Genomic DNA, 17,486 nt, shown 5'->3' with positions numbered 1-17,486 from the left:
GGCCGGGAAAAAGCCGTAGCGTTTTTGGGGCGAGAAGTTTTCAGATCCGTTGTAGCCTACGTTAAACTCGGCAAAATACCTGTCTTTATAGGAGTAGGTAACCCTGCCGGCCAGGCCCCTGTAACGGTAAGGAATTGAGTTTGCAAAGGAGCCCCCGGATAATTGGTTTGATCCTGCTGGTTAAATAATAGCAGGCCGCCGACATGGTGATCGCCAAAAGTGCAGTCATAATTCAGCGACGATTCGGTATAGGTTTTATAGTAACCGCCGCTTGCTTCCGAAAAGTTAAGATATGTACTTGTGCCCGAATATGTTTTGATCAGGTTAAGCGATCCGTCGGCGTTATAGGGTGTTGTTGCATCAGGAAAATAGGTATCCAAACGCTTGCTGCGGTTAACGCTGTGTGATGTGTTGATATCATAAGCAAACATGGTCGTAAAACTCAGGCCCGGCGTAATAAATTTCAGGTCCTGCGTAAGCCTGGCATTTGAATATAACTGGCTCGAATACGTGGTGCTGTAACCCCGTGTAGTTAAATCAGCATATGGATTTCGCTGATCGCCGTTGGGGTTTACACCCGGAACAAAACCGCCAGGATACATAATGGGGAAAGCCGTAGGCTGTACGATCATGGCCTGCACAAAAATATCGCTGGCCGAAACTGAAGGATAGTTCCCTTTGCCCACAAAACCCTGTACACCTAAATCAAGTTTGGTGGTTTTTGTAAGCTCAAGGTTTAGATTACTGGTAAAATTGTATCTGTTATAATCAATAGTTGAATTGTATTTGGCCAGCTCATCTGTTTTAAGCAAGCCGGTTTCATCATAATAACTTGCCGAAACGTAGTAACGGGCACTTGGTACCCCGCCGCTGGCATTGATATTAGCGCGCCTGTTGTGGCTGTATTTATTAAAAACGGCATCTATCCAGTTAATATCCGGATACAACAGCGGATCAACCTGGTTTTTGGTGTTTTGGATATAGGTTTGCGTGTATTTGGCAGGCTGATCCCGGGTGGTTAATGACTCATTAACCATATTCATGTAGGTTACGCCATCGGCCATTTTAGGGATACGGGTAAATGAGTTTATACCCTCATAAAAATCGACGTTTATTTTGGGCTTACCGGCTACCCCACGCCTGGTTTGTACAATGATAACACCGTTTGCACCACGAACACCGTAAACCGCAGTGGCCGACGCGTCTTTTAAAATCGTGAAAGATTGAATATCCTCAGGCTCGATATTATTGATAGAGCGCTCAATACCATCAACCAATACCAATGGATAGCTGCTCGTAAAGGTTGATATACCACGAATCCAGATATCGGCACTGCTACGGCCCGGTTCGCCGGAACGTTGTACGCCGATAACGCCGGCAACCTGCCCGGCCAGCAGGGTGGTAACATCCGAAACAGGCTGTTTCAGGTTTTCAATATCAATAGTTGACTGTGCGCCTACAAGGCTTACCTTTTTCTGCGTGCCATAAGCTACTACCGCTACTTCTTTTAGTTCATTATCAGCCGCGGGCTGCATTTGTATATCAATAACCTTTTTGTTCGTAACGGCTACTTCCTGGTTCTTATAGCCAATGAAACTGTAAACCAAAATTTCGCTATCTGCATTAACCTGGATCTGGTAATTTCCCTTAGCATCGGCTATACCACCCCTGTCTGTTCCTTTAACTTTAACGGAAACGCCGGGCAGCGCAATGCCTTTTTCATCGGTGACCCTGCCTGTAACAATTCGCTGAAAAAACGTTTTACCAGAATTGGTATTTTTTTAGCATCATCATAGCGAACAAGAATTTCGCCATCGTCGAGTACGATAAAAGTAAAATCGGTTTTAGCCAGCACCCGTTTAAGTACAACGCCAAGTTCAATATTCACCGCTTTTTCCGATACTTTTTCGGTACTGTTACTTACCGCTCCATTATAAGTAAACTTAACCCCCGATGAGGCGGAGATCTTCTCGAGCGCATCAGAAACCGGACTATTTTTAACGTTTACAGTGATCTTTTTTTCAGGACCTCCTGCCCGTTTGCATCAACGCGAGTCATAGAAAACGCAGTGCTGCATAATAAAAGCATTAATGTGCTCAATTTCATAAAAAGCGTACACTTGCGGCCCCATTGGCAGGGCACATTATTTTTCATATATTCACTAAATAAAATGTTTAAAAAAATTGCAGATACTTTTGGCTCCAACCTTTCAAGTACTGCTTTAACGAATGACATTTTTTGATCTTCAGGCAGGCCTTGCCGGGCCTGCTGAAGATTGTTTTAAAGTAGATGACTTAGCTCAACGGCAACCTCCTCCCTTTCCTTTGATAACATAACCGCCATTTTTACCGGTTACTGTAGCATCCATAATTATTCCTAACTTGTTAAGAAACTGCTCCGGACTTTCGCCCTCTTTAATACGGCCAAAAAAGGTGCAGTTTTTAACAGCGCCTATTACAACGGCGTGAGTATTAAAGTTTCGGTTCAGATCTTCAATTACCTGTTCAAGCGGGGTGTTCTTGTATTCAAATGAGCCTTTATGGCGGCCAATAAGCGCTGCCGAATCCGGAATTGTTTCAATCCGTGGCAGTTTTTTTGATTTATTGTATACTACCTGGAAGTTGGGCTTAAGTACAGCTTGCGCATTTCCGTCAGAAAACATTACCCTACCGCTTATAAGTGCCACGGTAACATCAGGGTGTGACAGGATAGCATCCACATTAAATGATGTACCCAACACCTTTGTAGTTAACTTACCGGTATGCAAAATGAAGGGTTTTGATTTGTCTTTAGCTACCTCAAAAAAGCTTCTCCTTCTAAAATCACCTCGCGGGTATTTCCTTTAAAGGCAACGGGATATGAAAGCTTTGATTCCGAACTTAAGTAAATTAAAGTACCATCGGTAAGTTCAATTTTTTTATGCTCGCCGCTTTTGGTTGTTACAAGCCGTAGTTGCCCGCCAGAGTGGTATATGTTAAGGTAATAAAACGACATGGCAATACCCAGCAACACGATAGCCGCAGCAGCCAGCCTGAATTTAAGTGTTTTAGGTCGGTGCTGTTCACCATCGGCATCATCCATTTTTTGCTTCAGGTTTTTATACATCCTCTCTCTTGCTTCCGCTTCTTCACGCTGATCAAGATAAGGCAATATCAGATCTTCCCCTTCCTTAAGTCTATACCAGGTATGCAACTCGGCCTTTTCGGCTTCGGTAGCCGTGCCGGAAAGATATTTTTTGGCAAGCGACTGCAGGTGTTCGTCTTCCATCTTTGTTTTTTATAACAGGATGTACAACAACTATGAAGTTACCCTTAGTCAAAAAACAAAAACTTTAATATTTATTTAAAATAACTTAATGAACAAACCTTTGGTAAGACGCGGATAAACAACAAAATTAACTGGGCGATGTTAAATTTTGTGAAGAAATATGGCCAATACCATAAATTCTTTCAAATTGAGGCGGAGCACTTTAAGCGCTTTAGACAGATGTGCTTCAACCGTTTTTTCGGCAATGTTCATTTTTTGCGAGATCTCGCCAACGTTTAACCCTTCTTCGCGACTTAGTTTATAAACCAGGCGGCATTTTTCGGGCATCTCCTCTACCACGCCGCTTATATATTCCTTCAAAAAGCGGGCATGCACAAGCTCATCCGTCATTTCCACTAAGCTTGCGTTCGGCATGGCCGATAAAATTCTCTGACGGCGGTTATTGGTTGCAATATGTTTAAATATTGAAAATTTTATGGCTGTTGCCAGGTAACTACTTACCGTATCTATTTTTAGTTCATTCCGTCTGTTCCAGATACTCAGAAAAACCTCCTGTACAATTTCTTCGGCTAAAAACCTGTCTTTAGTATGACTATAACCTATCGCAACAAGTTTTCGCCAATACCTGTTGTAGATAGCTGCAAATGCGTCTTCACTACCATTAATCAATAATCGCAACAGTTGTTGATCATCAAGTTTAAGATACATTGACATAGATTCCAGCTAGTTCCCGAATCTATCAATAAAAAAGCACAAGTAGTAACAACACAATTTTTTTATTACGTTTCATGCGTTACTGCCGGCTTCCTTAGCGTGTTTTATACAACCATTAAATTAACCTTACCGGTGTTAATTAAACTACACACCAGTAAACCTCGATCCTCAAAACATACCAGTTCAATCAGGAAATATTAAAAATATCGCCCGGGTTGGTAAATGACGCTTAAATCAGCCTGATCACAGGTTTGCAGCCGAAATCGCAACTTATTGTTTTACTGCTTAAATAAGCGCTGCTTTTACTGCTGCGATTTTTTCATCTTTGAGTATAATATCAAAAGTACCGCCGATTTTCCCCTCGGGAAATTCCCCGGTAAATTCCACTTCCAGATGCGCTTCGTTACCGTGGATGTCCAACTTCATTAACCGGGTCTGAGTTTTATATCCTATAAAATAAGTGGTAAAATAATCCCGGATGCCTTTGTGACCGATAAATTTCCTCCCAACAGAAGGGTCGTCCAGAATTGCATCGGCCCGGTACTTTTCCAGGTATGCATCCGTATCGAAAGCATTGCCCAGTTTAATCCACTCTTCTATAAATAATCTGATATCCATTTACTGGCTGTTTAATTGAACGAGGCCCTGAATTCCAGGGGCGTTACATTGGTTTTTCTTTTAAATATTTTATTGAACGATTGCGGATGCTCAAAACCCAGCTGGTAGGCTATTTCTGCAACTGTTAAATGGGAAACCGAAAGATATTCCTTTGCTTTTTCTATCAGTTTTTCGTGTATATGCTGCTGTGCATTTTGGCCGGTAAGGGAACGCAGCATATCACTTAAATACCGTGGGGAGACATGTAAATGCTGCGCCAGGTATTCTACCGTCAGTAGTCCCTTATCCAATCCCTGTTCTTTTTCAAAGTAGTCATTTAATACATCTTCCATCTGCATAAGCATATCATTACTTACCGCCTTGCGGGTAATAAATTGCCTTTTGTAAAAACGGTTGCTGTAATTGAGCAGCACCTCGATGTAAGAAATTAGCAAGTCCTGGCTGAGATCGTCAATAGCTCCGTTTAATTCCTGCTGTATGTTGTCCAGAACGCCTAAAATAATCGTCTTTTCTTTATCAGAAAGGTGCAGGGCCTCATTCGTTTCGTAAGAGAAGAATCCATACGACCTGATTTTTTTATCCAGCGGGTAGTTCCTGATAAAGTCCGGGTGGATAAGCAATGAGAAGCCTTCATACTCTTCGTCGTTACTAATAATTGAGAGCAATTGATTGAGGGCGGTAAATACCATACCGCCCTCATCAAAATCGTAATGGCCCTGTCCATAGCCGATGAGCCCTTTCAGCGTTTTCTTAAAAGAAATTTTATAAAAGTTGAAGAGAAAAGAACTGTTCAGCTGCGCTTTATTTACCACCATTTTTGTATTATCCACCAGACTTATTAACGGATGTAATGGCTTGGGTAAGCCCAGCATCCTGTGCAGTGCTGAAATAGAATCTATCCGCAAAGGGTTGTTGGCTTCTTTCCTCATTTGGCTAATTTACTAATTCTCCGAAGACCATTTTGTTCATCTCCTGTACTGCTACCTCAGAACCGATTTCCAAACGCCTTTCATACAACTGCCTGGCAAATGCCCCTACAACATAGCGCAGCTGCTGCTTACCATCTGTAGCAGCTTCATATACCACATCTGCAATCCATTCCACAGGTTCAAAATTGGCAGGATTCATCAGGTTAAACAGCTTTTCCAATCCTTCTTCATAGGCAGGGTGGCGGGCAACATCTAATGGCTCACCCGCGAAGTTAGTTTTGATACCACCCGGCGCAATGGTTTTGATACCGATGTTGTGAAGCCCCAGTTCATAGGACATACCCTCGCTCCAGCCTTCCAGCGCCCATTTTGTTGCGTGATAGATCGAGTCGAGAGGGAAGGTCACCAGGCCGCCGATAGAAGTTGTGGTAATAAACAACCCGCTTTTCTTTTTTCGGAAATAGGGTACAAAAGCCTGCGTAACGCGGATGACACCGAGCAAATTTGTGTTTATCTGCCTTACCACCTGTTCATCTGAAAAAGCTTCCAGCGCGCCAACGAGGCCATAACCGGCGTTATTAAATACCACATCGATATCATGTTGGCCGGTTGCTTCTTTTACGGTACTTTGAATTTGCTCCAAATTGGTAACGTCTAATGGCAGCAGGGTTACATTTTGTAATGCAGTAAGTTCTGTTTCAAGGGCGGGATTGCGCATTGTCGCGATAACGTTCCAGCCTTTACTTTGAAATAATTTGGCAGTGGCTTTACCCAGCCCTGAAGATGCCCCGGTAATAAAAATTGTCTTTCCCATTTTTTGCTTAAATATTACCGTACAAAAATCGGCAGGAGTTATTTGCGATGTGTGGCCGTATTGCAGTTTATAGTAGCCAAAATGACGCGATGCCGCTGTTCCTTGTGGATTTTCTCTTTAAAGGCATACTGTTTACACTTATCCCGGCACAGGAAATGGATTTTATTTCCTGATTTTATATAAAAAGCACTGCGGAAGATACATTATCGAGTAAGTGTTCAGGGAAGGCAGGGGTCTGAATAACAAAACTGATAAAAAGCAAAATGATCACGGCCGGTTATCCAACTAATGAAAACGTACTGCCAATGGCGGAGGAGTGAAAATGACTGCACTGCCCAGGATGCTTGATCGTTAAACGTTTACCTGATCGGGTTCAATCCTTGATTCTTTCCTTTGTTCGTATATCGCCAGGTGTTTCTTTGCTAATCCTGATAAGACGGCCTCCTTATCGTTCTTAAGGGCTGCCGTTAACTCTTTTTTATTTCCGTGTTATTCTCTGACACTCCCCATATTGCCATTTCCATAATAATCGGGATAAGGGCAATGCCTCTTTCTGCAAGGCAATAGGCCACCCTGGCCTTGCCAGGAACGGGGTATTTCATGATGAAACCTTCGGTTTCCAGCATTTTTAAGCGATCTGTTAATACGTTGGTTGCGATACCTTCAGCCGACTGGAAAAACTCGCCAAAAGTATTTTTATTATTAAGCAGTATGTCCCTGACGATCAGTAATGTCCATTTATCTCCGAGAAAGTCCAGGCTAAAACTTATCGGGCAGGCAGAACGTTTCTTTATCTTTTTCATGATATCGTCATAAACTTCACAAGCATTTCACTTGCTGATTACAAGTGCAAATTTAAGCATAAAAACCCATTAGTAAGAGAAAACCCACCACCATAAATCTTTCTACTTGCAAATAACAAGTAGAAAGATTTATATTTGCACTTGCAAAAAGCAACAACGAAAAAATAGCTTATTCAGATTGCAAATTAAATTAACTCACGATATGAATGATCTCTTAAAATTTACGATTGATGCCCATGGCGGCTTGGATAACTGGAAAAAGTTTGAATATATTTCTGCACATCTTAAAATTGGGGGCGTTACCTGGGCATTTAAGCAGGTCCCAGGTATTATGGATGACATTAATGTCTTGTTGAGCACTACAAAACAGCATGTGTCGTTCTCTCCTTTTATAAAAGAAGGTTGGCATAATACCTTTGAAACTAACAAAGTCGCCATCATAGATGAGAAGGACGCACTGGTCGATCAATTGTATTTTCCACGACACAGCTTTAAAGACTATGTAACAGAAACACCCTGGTCAAAACTTCAGGTAACCTATTTCACAGGCTACGCCATGTGGACTTATTTGAACACACCGTTTTGTTTAGCGGAACCCGGATATAAAGTGAAAGAACTGGAGCCGTGGACTGAAAATGGTGAGGTATTAAGACGGCTGCATGTCACTTTCCCGGAAAACATTGCAACACACTGCAGGGAACAGGTATTTTATATCGATCAGTCAGGCCTGTTCAAGAGGCATGACTATAATGTTGAGATTCTCAACAATGCGGCATCTGTTCATTATTTGGCAAATTATGCCGAAGTTCAGGGCATCAAATTCCCAACAAGCAGGCATGTTTACAAAAGGAATGAAGATAATACCGCCCTTGTTCCTGCCCCGCTGTTTATCTCTATCGAATTAAGTAATATAAAATTGTTTTAAGCATCAATATATGCTGCATTATTGGAAAGTCTTCGATGGCTTTATTGTTTCATACTGATTTTAACCGATCTCAATGTATGTTTTCGACACCATACGAAGTAGTACTGCTGCCTCTTCGCTTTTTTCGATCTATATCTTCCAAGCGCGCCGTAGAAAAAACAAAAGGAACATCCATCGCAAGACAGCTTAAGTGGACGAAAAAACCACCTCATAATATCCGCATGAGGTGGTTTACTACAGTTTGATGACCAGGCAGCGAAGGCTTTAAAAAAGAAGTCGCTTGTCGTTGACGCCGGAAAAGACTGCTATGATGATCCGATAGTGAATGTTAATGATGTTGTTTTAAATGGTAGATTGAAAGTAAATATTAAAGGTATTGCTCCATATACCTTTACAGATACCGCTTCGTTTAGAAAAGGGATGCAAATCAACAAGGCCAGCTTGGAGAGGTTAGTAATGGATATTCCCGATACTAAAAGTATTTTGGTTACAAATACTTAGGGGCTTGGTGTTACTATACAACAACAAATTAAACCACAGCCCTCGGCATACAGGAAGAAAATATCTTAAGTTTCAACCTGGACAGAGGAAGACCTAAAAGCTTTTGAAGAGGGCAAAAATGCATTTGAAAACTTCACTTCTTCAGATCGGTAATTAACACACTCAATTACTAATCGATTACCACCCTACGCCGACCTTGTAGCTTTCTCAATATCATCCCACATTTCATCCGGTATCATTTCGAGCCCGCTGAACTGACCGGCACCCTGCAGCCATTCTCCCCCATCGATGGTAATCACCTCGCCATTAATGTATCCTGAATAATCAGACACCAAAAAAGCGGCCAGGTTAGCCAGCTCCTGGTGTTCGCCTACCCTTTTAAGCGGCACCCTGTTTTTAAAATCAAACTTTTGGGCCATGTCTCCGGGCAATAATCTTTCCCATGCGCCTTTGGTGGGAAATGGGCCCGGCGCAATTGCATTGGCGCGGATGCCATGCCTGCCCCACTCAACGGCTAAGGACCTGGTCATGGCCAGCACACCGCCTTTTGCACAGGCCGAGGGCACAACATAAGCCGAACCTGTAAAAGCATAAGTGGTTATGATATTCAGGATATTTCCGGGCATTTTCTCCCTGATCCAATATTTGCCCAAAGCCAGCGAACAATTGGCCGAACCTTTTAAAACAATATCAATGATAGCCGAAAACGCGTTTGCCGATAAACGCTCCGTAGGCGAAATAAAATTACCCGCCGCGTTATTCAATAGTGCATCAACCTGCCCAAATCTTTCGATAGCTTTCAGCAACATTGCTTCAACCTGGTCATACTTCCGCACGTCGCAGGCTATTGGCAATACTTTACGCCCGGTTTCGGCTTCCATTTCGGCAGCGGTTTGTTGCAGTACGTCCAATTTGCGACTGGTAATTACCAGGTTAGCGCCCAAATGCAAAAAGTAAGTCCCCATTGCTTTACCTAAACCTGTTCCGCCGCCGGTTACAATGATGGTTTTTCCTTTTAAAGCGTCATCTCTTAACATTCCACCGACAGTTGCGGCGTTTGGATTTGCAGCATCATTTGAAGTTTTAGGATCTGTCATTGTCAATTATTTAACAGCTGTATTTTTTGATTTTAAATTCTGGATCATCATTTGAAGGCCTTGCCTGGTTTCGGGTGCCCACCATTGTTTTAGCATTTTGTTCAGGGTATCGGTTTGGTCGGCTTTGAGTTTCCCTATCAACTCCTTTCGCAAATTCAATTTACTTTCCGTCCAGGTAACCGGGTTCAGTTTTATATAGGCCATTACCTTTTCTATTGCAGCGCTCATTAACTTATCCGGCGCAGCAGTTTCATCAACGAGCCCGGCTTCCAGTGCTTCGTTTACCTTAAGCAGCTTACCTTCTATTAAATACTGATATGCCTTACGCTGGCCAAGCCAAAAGGCATACAAGCTAAAAACACTGTCAGGTACGATAATACCAACCGGAACTTCATTTAAGCCGATGATAAATGCGCCTTCGACCATCACCCGATAATCGCAGCAAATAGCTAATATACAGCCGCCAGCCGGGCTGTGACCACTAATGGCAGCTACCAAAGGTTTCCTGAAAGCGGCTAAAGTATTTTGCAAGGCTAAAAAATCCACCCAAAATTGGCGGCTTTGCGCTTCATCATAATCATAGGCCTCAATCAGGTCGATACCGGAAGAGAAAAGCCTTCCTTGCCGGTTAAAATAACCCCGCCCACGTTGTCATCATGCTCCAATGTTTTGATACAGGCCGCCAGTTCTTTAACCATTTCATGATTAATGGCATTTGAGCGGCCCCTATCAAGCGAAATTGTAACCAGCCTGCCCTGTATTGTTGTTTGAAATGTATTCATCAATTAATTTACAAGAGTTGGATCCTCACTTACTTGGCAGAGATACATTTTATCTATCTCGGCTTTGTATTTTTCGGTGATCACTTTCCGTTTCATTTTACCTGTCGGGGTAAGTTCACCGCTATCTATCGACCATTCGTTGGGAAGCAAGGTGATCTTCTTCACCTGTTCAACATGGTTAAATTCGGGATTATAGTTATTAATAATGGATTGATACAATTCAATTACCTTCGCATCTTTAACTAACTCATTGTTAGTTGTAAAAGCAATACCATTTTCCTTGCACCAGGGTTTTAAATGAGTGTAGGATGGTACAATGAGCGCCGCGACAAATTTCTTTTCCGCACCAACAACCATCATCTGCTCAATAAAATAATTTTCCTTCATCTTATTTTCGATGGGTAGCGGGGCCACGTATTTACCGCCCGAGGTTTTAAAGATCTCTTTTTTACGATCTGTTATTTTCAGGAACGAATCGTGGTCCAGTTCGCCTATATCCCCGGTATGGAACCAGCCGTTTTCCAATACCTCTGCCGTAAGCTCAGGATTTTTATAATAGCCCAGCATCACATTAGGGCCTTTGCAGAGGATCTCTCCATCGGCGGCTATCTTCACCTGCACACCGCTCAGCAAACGACCTACGGTGCCAAATTTCCTCCCGCTTTTTTCATAACAGTTAACAGCAATTACAGGCGATGTTTCGGTAAGCCCATAACCTTCCATAATAACAATATTTGCAGCTGTAAAAACTCTTTCCAGCTTAATGGGGCAGGCCGAACTGCCAACTACTATAGCCTTTATATTACCACCTATAGCAGCACGCCATTTGCTGTAAACCAGTTTATCGGCTATGGCCAGTTTAATTTTATACCGAAGGCTGGTATTATTAATTTCATAAGCTTCGGCCAGTTTTACCGACCAGAAAAAGATCTTCCTTTTAATACCGGTTAGTTTCTGCCCCTGCACCATAATTTTCTCAAACACTTTTTCGAGCAAGCGGGGCACAGCGGTAAAAAGTGAAGGCTTTATTTCTTTCATATTCGCGCCTATGGTGTCCATATTTTCGGCGTAATAAATAGAAAAGCCATAATACAGATAAACATAGGTACACATCTTTTCAAAAATGTGGTTCAGAGGCAAAAAGCTCAAAACACGTTTTTCTGTAACCGGAATCCGGCTAAGAATATCGCCGGATGCCGAGGCATTGGTCATAATGTTTTTATGCGTAAGCATTACCCCTTTTGGCCGGCCGGTAGTGCCCGAAGTATAAATGATGGTTGCCACATCGTCTTCGGTAATCTGATCATTTATCTGCTGTATTTTTTTCTGATAACTTTCTTGCAAAGGCTTAAGCAATGTACCCCAGTAATCACAGCCATCGATGTTATCGAAAGTAAATATGCCTTTTAACGAGGAGATATTTAAATGAACTTCCTTAACCTTTTCGCATAAATCTTTGCTGCTTACAAATACATATTTAACTTCTGCCTCGTTCAGGATCTGCTCAATTTCTTTAGTGCCTGTATTAGGGTATAGCGGGACCAGTATGGCTCCCGTTTGCTGTACTGCCAGATCGGTTATAATCCACTCGGGCCTGCCATTGCTTATCAAACCTATTTTATCGCGGCCTTCGGTAGTGCCGTCACCGCCCGAAACGCCCAGGGCCAACAGGGCTGCGGATAGCTGGTTGATCATGGCATGCACTTCTTGGGTGCTGTATGACCGCCAGGAACCATTCTCCTTCGCATTCAAAAGATCCACCTTAGGCTCCTTAGCCTGGGTAATCATGCAATCAAACAATCTTGTCGCCTTTTCCATGCTTGCAATGGTTTAGATAAAGGTAAATTCCTACAACAGTTCAAATACACCCGCCGCGCCCTGCCCCGTGCCTACACACATGGTAACCATACCATACTTTTTCTCCCGCCGTTTTAATTCGTTAAAAAGCTGAACAGAAAGTTTAGCCCCGGTACAGCCAAGCGGATGGCCGAGCGATATAGCCCCTCCGTTTACATTTACAATTTCGGGATTAAGCTCCAGCCCTTTTATTATCGCCAATGATTGCGAAGCAAAGGCTTCATTCAATTCTATCAGGTCAATATCCTGCTGTTTCATCCCGGCCATTTTCAACACTTTTGGGATCGCCACCAGCGGGCCTATCCCCATGATCCGGGGCGGAACACCTGCAACCGCGTAATTAACCAGCCGGGCAATAGGTTTAAGGTTGTTCTGTTTCATAAAACGTTCGCTAACCACCATGACAAAAGCAGCCCCATCGCTGGTTTGCGACGAATTGCCTGCGGTAACCACTCCTTTTGCATCAAATACCGGTTTAAGCTTTGCCAACGCGTCAATTGAGGTATCGCTGCGCGGGCCTTCATCTGTATCTACCTTAAATTCCCTTTTCGCTTTTTTGCCGCTCTCATCTACATAGGTTTCCACAATATTTACCGGCGCTATTTCATCTTTAAACTTACCTTCTTTAATAGCATTGATGGCTTTTTGGTGGGAATTATAAGCAAACTGGTCCTGCTCTTCGCGGCCAATATGATATTCTTTAGCAACAGCTTCGGCAGTAAGGCCCATGCCCCAGTAATAATCGGGATGTGCAAGGGCAATATCGGCGTTAGGAACAATGCGCCAGCCCCCCATCGGGATCAGGCTCATACTTTCTACACCACCCGCGATAATACAATCGGCAATGCCACTGTGTATTTTTGCAGAGGCAATGGCAATTGTTTCCAGCCCCGACGAGCAATAGCGGTTCACCGTCATGCCGGGTACTTTATCGGTATCAAGCGCCATTAATGAAATCAGCCTCGCAACATTCAATCCCTGTTCGGCTTCGGGTGTAGCATTGCCCACAATTACATCATCAATCTGCTCTTTATCAACATTAGGCACTGATGCCAGCAGATGCCTGATCACATCTACCGCGAGCGTATCCGGACGGGTAAACCTAAACCCGCCCCGGGTAGCTTTTCCAACAGCGCTGCGGCTGGCTGCCACTATATATGCGTTCATTTTATTGAGATTTTATATTTAAAAAAATTAGTTCCTTAACACTTTTCCGCCGGTTAAAATGGATTGAATGCGTTCAAGCGTTTTCTTTTCGGTGCAAAGCGAAACAAAGGCTTCACGCTCCAACCCCAGCAAATATTCCTCGCTCACCATTGAAGGCTGGGACAGATCACCGCCCGAAAGCACATAAGCCAGTTTCTGCGAAATTTTCACATCGTGCTCGCTTATGTAATTACCACTGTACATGGTATTGGCCCCTACATAACCCAAACCCAGGGCCTGCTTACCCAGCACCCTGATATCTCCGCGCGGAATAGGCTGTATGTACCCTTCGTTCGCCATCTGCAGGCATTGCTGTTTAGCTTCGGTAAGTAACCCGTCGCGCGATACTACCACTATGTCCCTGCCCTTTTTAAGATAGCCAAATTCAAATGCCTCATAAGCCGAAGTGGATACTTTTGCCTGGCCGATGGTTAAAAAACGATCACGGAAATTATTGAGTTCTACGTCACCTTCCTGTAGTTCGTCTGAAAGGCGCAGGGCAAATTCCTTTGTGCCCCCACCTCCGGGAATCAAGCCAACACCAAACTCAACCAAACCCATGTATAGCTCGGCATGTGCCACTACCTTATCGGCATGCAGGCACATTTCGCAGCCACCACCCAGGGCCATTTGATGAGGCGCTATCACCACCGGGATCGATGAATAACGGATGCGCATCATCGTATTTTGGAAGGCTTTGATCACTATATTGAGCTCATCAAACTCCTGCTCAACGGCCATCATGAATATCATGCCCACATTGGCCCCTGCGCTGAAATTTGCACCCTCGTTTGATATAACCAGGCCTTTGTAACTTGCCTCGGCAAGGGTGATGGCTTTATTGATGCCTTCAATCACCTCGCCGCCTATTGTATTCATTTTGGTATGAAACTCAAGGTTCAGGATACCATCACCAATATCGGTAATGGTAGTACCGCTGTTTTTCCACACCGTATTTGTTTCCCGGATATTACTGAGCAAAATAAGGCCTTCGGTACCGGGAATTACCTTGTGGCTTTTCGACGGAATATCATAATACAGGCGTTTGCCATCTTCTATTTTATAAAAGCTTTTTGCACCCGCCGCAAGCATGTCATATACCCATTGGGCCGGTTTGTTTCCCACGGCTTCCATGGCTTTTACCGTATCCTCAACACCAAGCGCGTCCCATTTTTCAAATGGGCCCAGTTCCCAGCCGAAGCCCGCATTGGTGGCAGCATCTATTTTATAAAGTTCATCGGCTATTTCGGGGATGCGGTTACTGGCATAAGCAAATAACTGATAAAAGGTAGCCCGGTAAAAATCACCTGCCTTGTCTTTTGCTGCAACCAGGATCCTGAGCCTATCTTTTAAGTTATCAATCGCCTTTGTAGTTTCAAGCGAGGCGAATTTTACCTTTTGAGAGGGTTTGTACTCAAGCGTTTTCAGATCGAGCGCATAAAACTGGTTTCCACCTTCACCTTTTTCTTTTTTATAAAAACCCTGGCCGGTTTTACTGCCCAGCCAGTTATTTTTTAGCATTCCCTCAACAAATGAAGGAATTTTAAATAGTTCCCTTGCCTCATCATCGGGTGCGTTTTTGTAAAGACCGTTGGCAACGTGCACCATCGTATCTAAACCCACCACATCATTGGTACGGAACGTAGCCGATTTAGGATGCCCTATTACAGGCCCTGTCAGTTTATCAACCTCTTCAACCGTCATACCGGTTTGCTCCACATAATGCAGCACACTCATGATGCTGAAAACCCCGATGCGGTTACCGATAAATGCCGGCGTATCTTTAGCTAATACTGTAGTTTTCCCCAGGTATTTTGCGCCATAGTCCATCAAAAAATCCACAACGCCCGCTAAGGTGTCTTTTGTGGGAATGATCTCCAGTAATTTTAAATACCGGGGAGGGTTAAAGAAATGGCTTCCACAGAAATATTTTTTAAAGTCATCGCTCCTACCTTCGGCCATTAAATGTATCGGGATACCGGATGTATTGGAAGTGATCAGTGTGCCGGGTTTACGGTACTTTTCTACTGTTTCAAACACATGTTGTTTAATATCCAACCGTTCCACAACTACCTCTATAACCCAGTCGCAATCCGCAATTTTGGGCATATCATCTTCAAAATTGCCGGTTGTAATACGTTTTGCGAAAGATTTGAGATAGATGGGCGAAGGGTTTGACTTTAACGCGAAGTCCAGCGCGTCATTAACAATTTTATTCCGCGCTTTTTTATCTGCCGGAGCATCCTTGGGTACAATATCAAGCAACAGTACCTGTACGCCAATATTTGCAAAGTGACAGGCGATACGACTGCCCATTACTCCCGACCCCAATACTGCAACCTTTTTTATAATTCGTTTAGCATTCATTAGTATCTGCTTGTGTTATTAAAACTCTTTATCTTTATTTTACTCTGCCCGCGACCAGGTTGTTGTCCGCCCGAAAAGCGAAATACCAATGTATCCGCGGATATCCAGGGTTTTACCTTTATAGGTCATTTTACAGGAATACGTTTTGCCGTTATTAGGATCGTAAATTGTTCCGCCCGAGTATTTGTTATCGCCATCTTTCACAAAATCAGCCAATACGGGTAAGCCCAGCCTGGGCCTTGAACGCAATTTTTCGTCACTATTCATTTCGTCAACTTTCGGCTTCCCATCTTTTAATGGTTCCTTAAGCCATACCACCTTACCATAAAACTTACCGTTGCTTTCTTTAGTGATCTGGATTTTGGCGGTTTTTACATCGTTGTACCATAAACCTTCAATTTTATCGGTTTGCGCTTTTGCATTGATGCTTACCGCCACAATGGCTAGCAGGATTAATACAAAACGGGTGAAATGTTTTTTTGATGCTGACATTGACTTAGGTGTTTTTTATAGTTAAAAACAAGTCGGTTTTTAGGGCCTCTGTCGCATTTACCTAATATCAATACGGGTATCAGAAGCCACCTAAAAAGAGACAGAGTAGAATTATAAAATGGTTTATATAAAGCTAAAAGCAGAATGCACAAGGCTTAAAGCTAATAGCCTGGTTATTACTATTTAATTATCTATGTGAACTAATAGATTCTAATCATATCCCCGATACCGGGATGGTTTATAAAAACAAATATCTATTTCTGCGGTGCTTTATAAAGGTCTAAACGGCGGAAACATTTGTCAATATTTCGGAATTAAAGTTAGCTGGTTTTATTTGATAATTGCGTTACAAGCTGAATATATTGCTGCATCGCATTATCAGCGGTAGTGCCCTTCTGTTTTAACCAGGCATCATATTTTGCTTTAGCTACAAAATCAAACATGCCCGGAGGGTTTTCTGTATTTATATCGCCTTCCGTTGCCTGCTTATATAAACTGTACAGGCGTAATAATGTTTCATTATCAGGTTTTGAGGGTAGTTCCTTACTCTCTTTAACGGCCCTTTCAAAAGTGCCTTTCAGATCGGTCATAGATAAATTATTTAAAGCTAAAAGCAGAAGGCATAAAGCCCAAAGCTTATAAACTGATATTCAACACTATTTAATTATTTCAGGCTGGATTGGCCTCTTCCACATAATCGCTGCTGCGGGGCGCCTTCATAAACATCTGGCTTAGCTCTGACGGCAATACGGCCAGCTTACGCTTTTCCATATCTATCCATGAACCTTCGGCATTTATGATTGCAGCTTTGACGTCGTCGCCCCGGTACAGCTCATGCCTGATTGCCCAGCGGGAACCATCAGGCCGGGATTTAGTAAGCTCACAGGTTACCCTGATCTGCTCATTGATCCCGATCTCTCTCAGGTAAATCATTTCTTCCCTGAATAATACAGGCCCTATTTTGTATTCATAAAGTGTAGGCAGTTTTAAACCCAGGCTTTCAAGCATGGTGATGCGTGCCTGTGCTGCAAGATCGGCATATGCAGAATGCCGCATATGTTGGTTCGAGTCTATCTGCGACCACAGCACCTGTCCTTCATAAAAAAACTCCATA

Annotated in this window: 18 protein-coding genes and 1 pseudogene; 2 read left to right on the top strand and 17 right to left on the bottom strand. The window is 43.1% G+C overall.

Annotated elements, in window-relative coordinates; translation table 11 throughout:
* Positions 1 to 56 precede the first annotated feature (56 nt).
* From ACRQ5D_RS18365 to ACRQ5D_RS18325, 9 genes are all read right to left on the bottom strand, one after another.
* Positions 57 to 1,706 (bottom strand): SusC/RagA family TonB-linked outer membrane protein, encoded by a 1,650-nt coding sequence (locus ACRQ5D_RS18365; RefSeq protein WP_431200817.1) that lies wholly within the window; start codon positions 1,704 to 1,706, stop codon positions 57 to 59.
* Positions 1,658 to 1,888 (bottom strand): hypothetical protein, encoded by a 231-nt coding sequence (locus ACRQ5D_RS18360; protein WP_431200145.1) that lies wholly within the window; start codon positions 1,886 to 1,888, stop codon positions 1,658 to 1,660. The genes ACRQ5D_RS18365 and ACRQ5D_RS18360 overlap by 49 nt, the downstream gene beginning before the upstream one ends.
* Positions 1,889 to 2,299: 411 nt before the next feature.
* A complete protein-coding gene (locus tag ACRQ5D_RS18355) occupies positions 2,300 to 2,767 on the bottom strand; it encodes a FecR family protein (protein ID WP_431200144.1) in 468 nt (155 codons plus the stop codon).
* A 26-nt stretch (positions 2,768 to 2,793) separates the two neighbouring features.
* A complete protein-coding gene (locus tag ACRQ5D_RS18350) occupies positions 2,794 to 3,267 on the bottom strand; it encodes a FecR domain-containing protein (protein WP_432326159.1) in 474 nt (157 codons plus the stop codon).
* Between the two features lie 141 nt (positions 3,268 to 3,408).
* Entirely contained in the window at positions 3,409 to 3,981 is a 573-nt protein-coding gene (locus tag ACRQ5D_RS18345) for an RNA polymerase sigma-70 factor (protein WP_091163292.1), read from the bottom strand.
* A 285-nt stretch (positions 3,982 to 4,266) separates the two neighbouring features.
* Positions 4,267 to 4,599, bottom strand: a complete 333-nt coding sequence (locus ACRQ5D_RS18340) for a nuclear transport factor 2 family protein (RefSeq protein ID WP_091163291.1) — start codon at positions 4,597 to 4,599, stop codon at positions 4,267 to 4,269.
* Positions 4,600 to 4,610: 11 nt separating this feature from the next.
* The gene (locus ACRQ5D_RS18335) at positions 4,611 to 5,528 is read right to left on the bottom strand and encodes a helix-turn-helix domain-containing protein (protein ID WP_091163290.1); all 918 of its coding nucleotides are present in this window, start codon (positions 5,526 to 5,528) and stop codon (positions 4,611 to 4,613) included.
* 4 nt (positions 5,529 to 5,532) lie between these two features.
* Positions 5,533 to 6,342, bottom strand: coding sequence for an SDR family oxidoreductase (locus ACRQ5D_RS18330; RefSeq protein ID WP_091163289.1), 810 nt, complete (start codon positions 6,340 to 6,342; stop codon positions 5,533 to 5,535).
* Positions 6,343 to 6,809: 467 nt separating this feature from the next.
* A complete protein-coding gene (locus ACRQ5D_RS18325) occupies positions 6,810 to 7,145 on the bottom strand; it encodes a winged helix-turn-helix transcriptional regulator (RefSeq protein ID WP_431200142.1) in 336 nt (111 codons plus the stop codon).
* 202 nt (positions 7,146 to 7,347) lie between these two features.
* Here ACRQ5D_RS18325 and ACRQ5D_RS18320 point away from each other — a divergent pair, with 202 nt between their 5' ends.
* Together ACRQ5D_RS18320 and ACRQ5D_RS18315 are read left to right on the top strand one after the other, a co-directional pair.
* Complete coding sequence (locus ACRQ5D_RS18320) at positions 7,348 to 8,070, top strand: hypothetical protein (RefSeq protein ID WP_091163287.1); 723 nt, start codon at positions 7,348 to 7,350, stop codon at positions 8,068 to 8,070.
* 321 nt (positions 8,071 to 8,391) lie between these two features.
* On the top strand, positions 8,392 to 8,571 hold the full coding sequence (locus ACRQ5D_RS18315; RefSeq protein WP_432326156.1) for a hypothetical protein: 180 nt from the start codon (positions 8,392 to 8,394) through the stop codon (positions 8,569 to 8,571).
* A 185-nt stretch (positions 8,572 to 8,756) separates the two neighbouring features.
* Here the strand turns inward: ACRQ5D_RS18315 and ACRQ5D_RS18310 are convergent, their stop codons facing one another.
* From ACRQ5D_RS18310 to ACRQ5D_RS18275, 8 genes and pseudogenes are all read right to left on the bottom strand, one after another.
* Complete coding sequence (locus ACRQ5D_RS18310) at positions 8,757 to 9,668, bottom strand: SDR family oxidoreductase (protein ID WP_256337348.1); 912 nt, start codon at positions 9,666 to 9,668, stop codon at positions 8,757 to 8,759.
* Positions 9,669 to 9,674: 6 nt separating this feature from the next.
* Positions 9,675 to 10,366 (bottom strand): annotated as a pseudogene (locus ACRQ5D_RS18305) (enoyl-CoA hydratase/isomerase family protein).
* Between the two features lie 87 nt (positions 10,367 to 10,453).
* Positions 10,454 to 12,268, bottom strand: a complete 1,815-nt coding sequence (locus tag ACRQ5D_RS18300) for an AMP-dependent synthetase/ligase (protein ID WP_091163285.1) — start codon at positions 12,266 to 12,268, stop codon at positions 10,454 to 10,456.
* Between the two features lie 30 nt (positions 12,269 to 12,298).
* A complete protein-coding gene (locus ACRQ5D_RS18295) occupies positions 12,299 to 13,474 on the bottom strand; it encodes an acetyl-CoA C-acyltransferase (protein ID WP_091163284.1) in 1,176 nt (391 codons plus the stop codon).
* A gap of 27 nt (positions 13,475 to 13,501) precedes the next feature.
* On the bottom strand, positions 13,502 to 15,880 hold the full coding sequence (locus ACRQ5D_RS18290) for a 3-hydroxyacyl-CoA dehydrogenase/enoyl-CoA hydratase family protein (protein WP_091163283.1): 2,379 nt from the start codon (positions 15,878 to 15,880) through the stop codon (positions 13,502 to 13,504).
* Positions 15,881 to 15,919: 39 nt separating this feature from the next.
* Entirely contained in the window at positions 15,920 to 16,372 is a 453-nt protein-coding gene (locus ACRQ5D_RS18285) for a DUF2147 domain-containing protein (protein WP_091163282.1), read from the bottom strand.
* Positions 16,373 to 16,692: 320 nt separating this feature from the next.
* Positions 16,693 to 16,962, bottom strand: coding sequence for an acyl-CoA-binding protein (locus ACRQ5D_RS18280; protein WP_090523886.1), 270 nt, complete (start codon positions 16,960 to 16,962; stop codon positions 16,693 to 16,695).
* 79 nt (positions 16,963 to 17,041) lie between these two features.
* Positions 17,042 to 17,485 carry an acyl-CoA thioesterase gene (locus tag ACRQ5D_RS18275; RefSeq protein ID WP_208102441.1) on the bottom strand — a complete coding sequence of 148 codons (444 nt, stop codon included), beginning with the start codon at positions 17,483 to 17,485 and terminating at the stop codon, positions 17,042 to 17,044.
* Position 17,486 lies beyond the last annotated feature (1 nt).

This window comes from Mucilaginibacter sp. P25 (assembly GCF_050859465.1).
In the GTDB taxonomy this organism is placed as follows: domain Bacteria; phylum Bacteroidota; class Bacteroidia; order Sphingobacteriales; family Sphingobacteriaceae; genus Mucilaginibacter; species Mucilaginibacter gossypii.
Note: the sequence above shows the minus strand (reverse complement) of the source record. Positions and strands in the feature narration are given on the sequence as shown.

Bases quoted from the DNA above. Each gene is read 5' to 3' on its own strand.
- ACRQ5D_RS18290 (WP_091163283.1), bottom strand. From the start codon at position 15,880: ATGAATGCTAAACGAATTATAAAAAAGGTTGCAGTATTGGGGTCGGGA.
- ACRQ5D_RS18280 (WP_090523886.1), bottom strand. From the start codon at position 16,962: ATGACCGATCTGAAAGGCACTTTTGAAAGGGCCGTTAAAGAGAGTAAG.
- ACRQ5D_RS18310 (WP_256337348.1), bottom strand. From the start codon at position 9,668: ATGACAGATCCTAAAACTTCAAATGATGCTGCAAATCCAAACGCCGCA.
- ACRQ5D_RS18300 (WP_091163285.1), bottom strand. From the start codon at position 12,268: ATGGAAAAGGCGACAAGATTGTTTGATTGCATGATTACCCAGGCTAAG.
- ACRQ5D_RS18275 (WP_208102441.1), bottom strand. From the start codon at position 17,485: ATGGAGTTTTTTTATGAAGGACAGGTGCTGTGGTCGCAGATAGACTCG.
- ACRQ5D_RS18350 (WP_432326159.1), bottom strand. From the start codon at position 3,267: ATGGAAGACGAACACCTGCAGTCGCTTGCCAAAAAATATCTTTCCGGC.
- ACRQ5D_RS18345 (WP_091163292.1), bottom strand. From the start codon at position 3,981: ATGTCAATGTATCTTAAACTTGATGATCAACAACTGTTGCGATTATTG.
- ACRQ5D_RS18285 (WP_091163282.1), bottom strand. From the start codon at position 16,372: ATGTCAGCATCAAAAAAACATTTCACCCGTTTTGTATTAATCCTGCTA.
- ACRQ5D_RS18340 (WP_091163291.1), bottom strand. From the start codon at position 4,599: ATGGATATCAGATTATTTATAGAAGAGTGGATTAAACTGGGCAATGCT.
- ACRQ5D_RS18330 (WP_091163289.1), bottom strand. From the start codon at position 6,342: ATGGGAAAGACAATTTTTATTACCGGGGCATCTTCAGGGCTGGGTAAA.
- ACRQ5D_RS18295 (WP_091163284.1), bottom strand. From the start codon at position 13,474: ATGAACGCATATATAGTGGCAGCCAGCCGCAGCGCTGTTGGAAAAGCT.
- ACRQ5D_RS18325 (WP_431200142.1), bottom strand. From the start codon at position 7,145: ATGAAAAAGATAAAGAAACGTTCTGCCTGCCCGATAAGTTTTAGCCTG.
- ACRQ5D_RS18335 (WP_091163290.1), bottom strand. From the start codon at position 5,528: ATGAGGAAAGAAGCCAACAACCCTTTGCGGATAGATTCTATTTCAGCA.
- ACRQ5D_RS18320 (WP_091163287.1), top strand. From the start codon at position 7,348: ATGAATGATCTCTTAAAATTTACGATTGATGCCCATGGCGGCTTGGAT.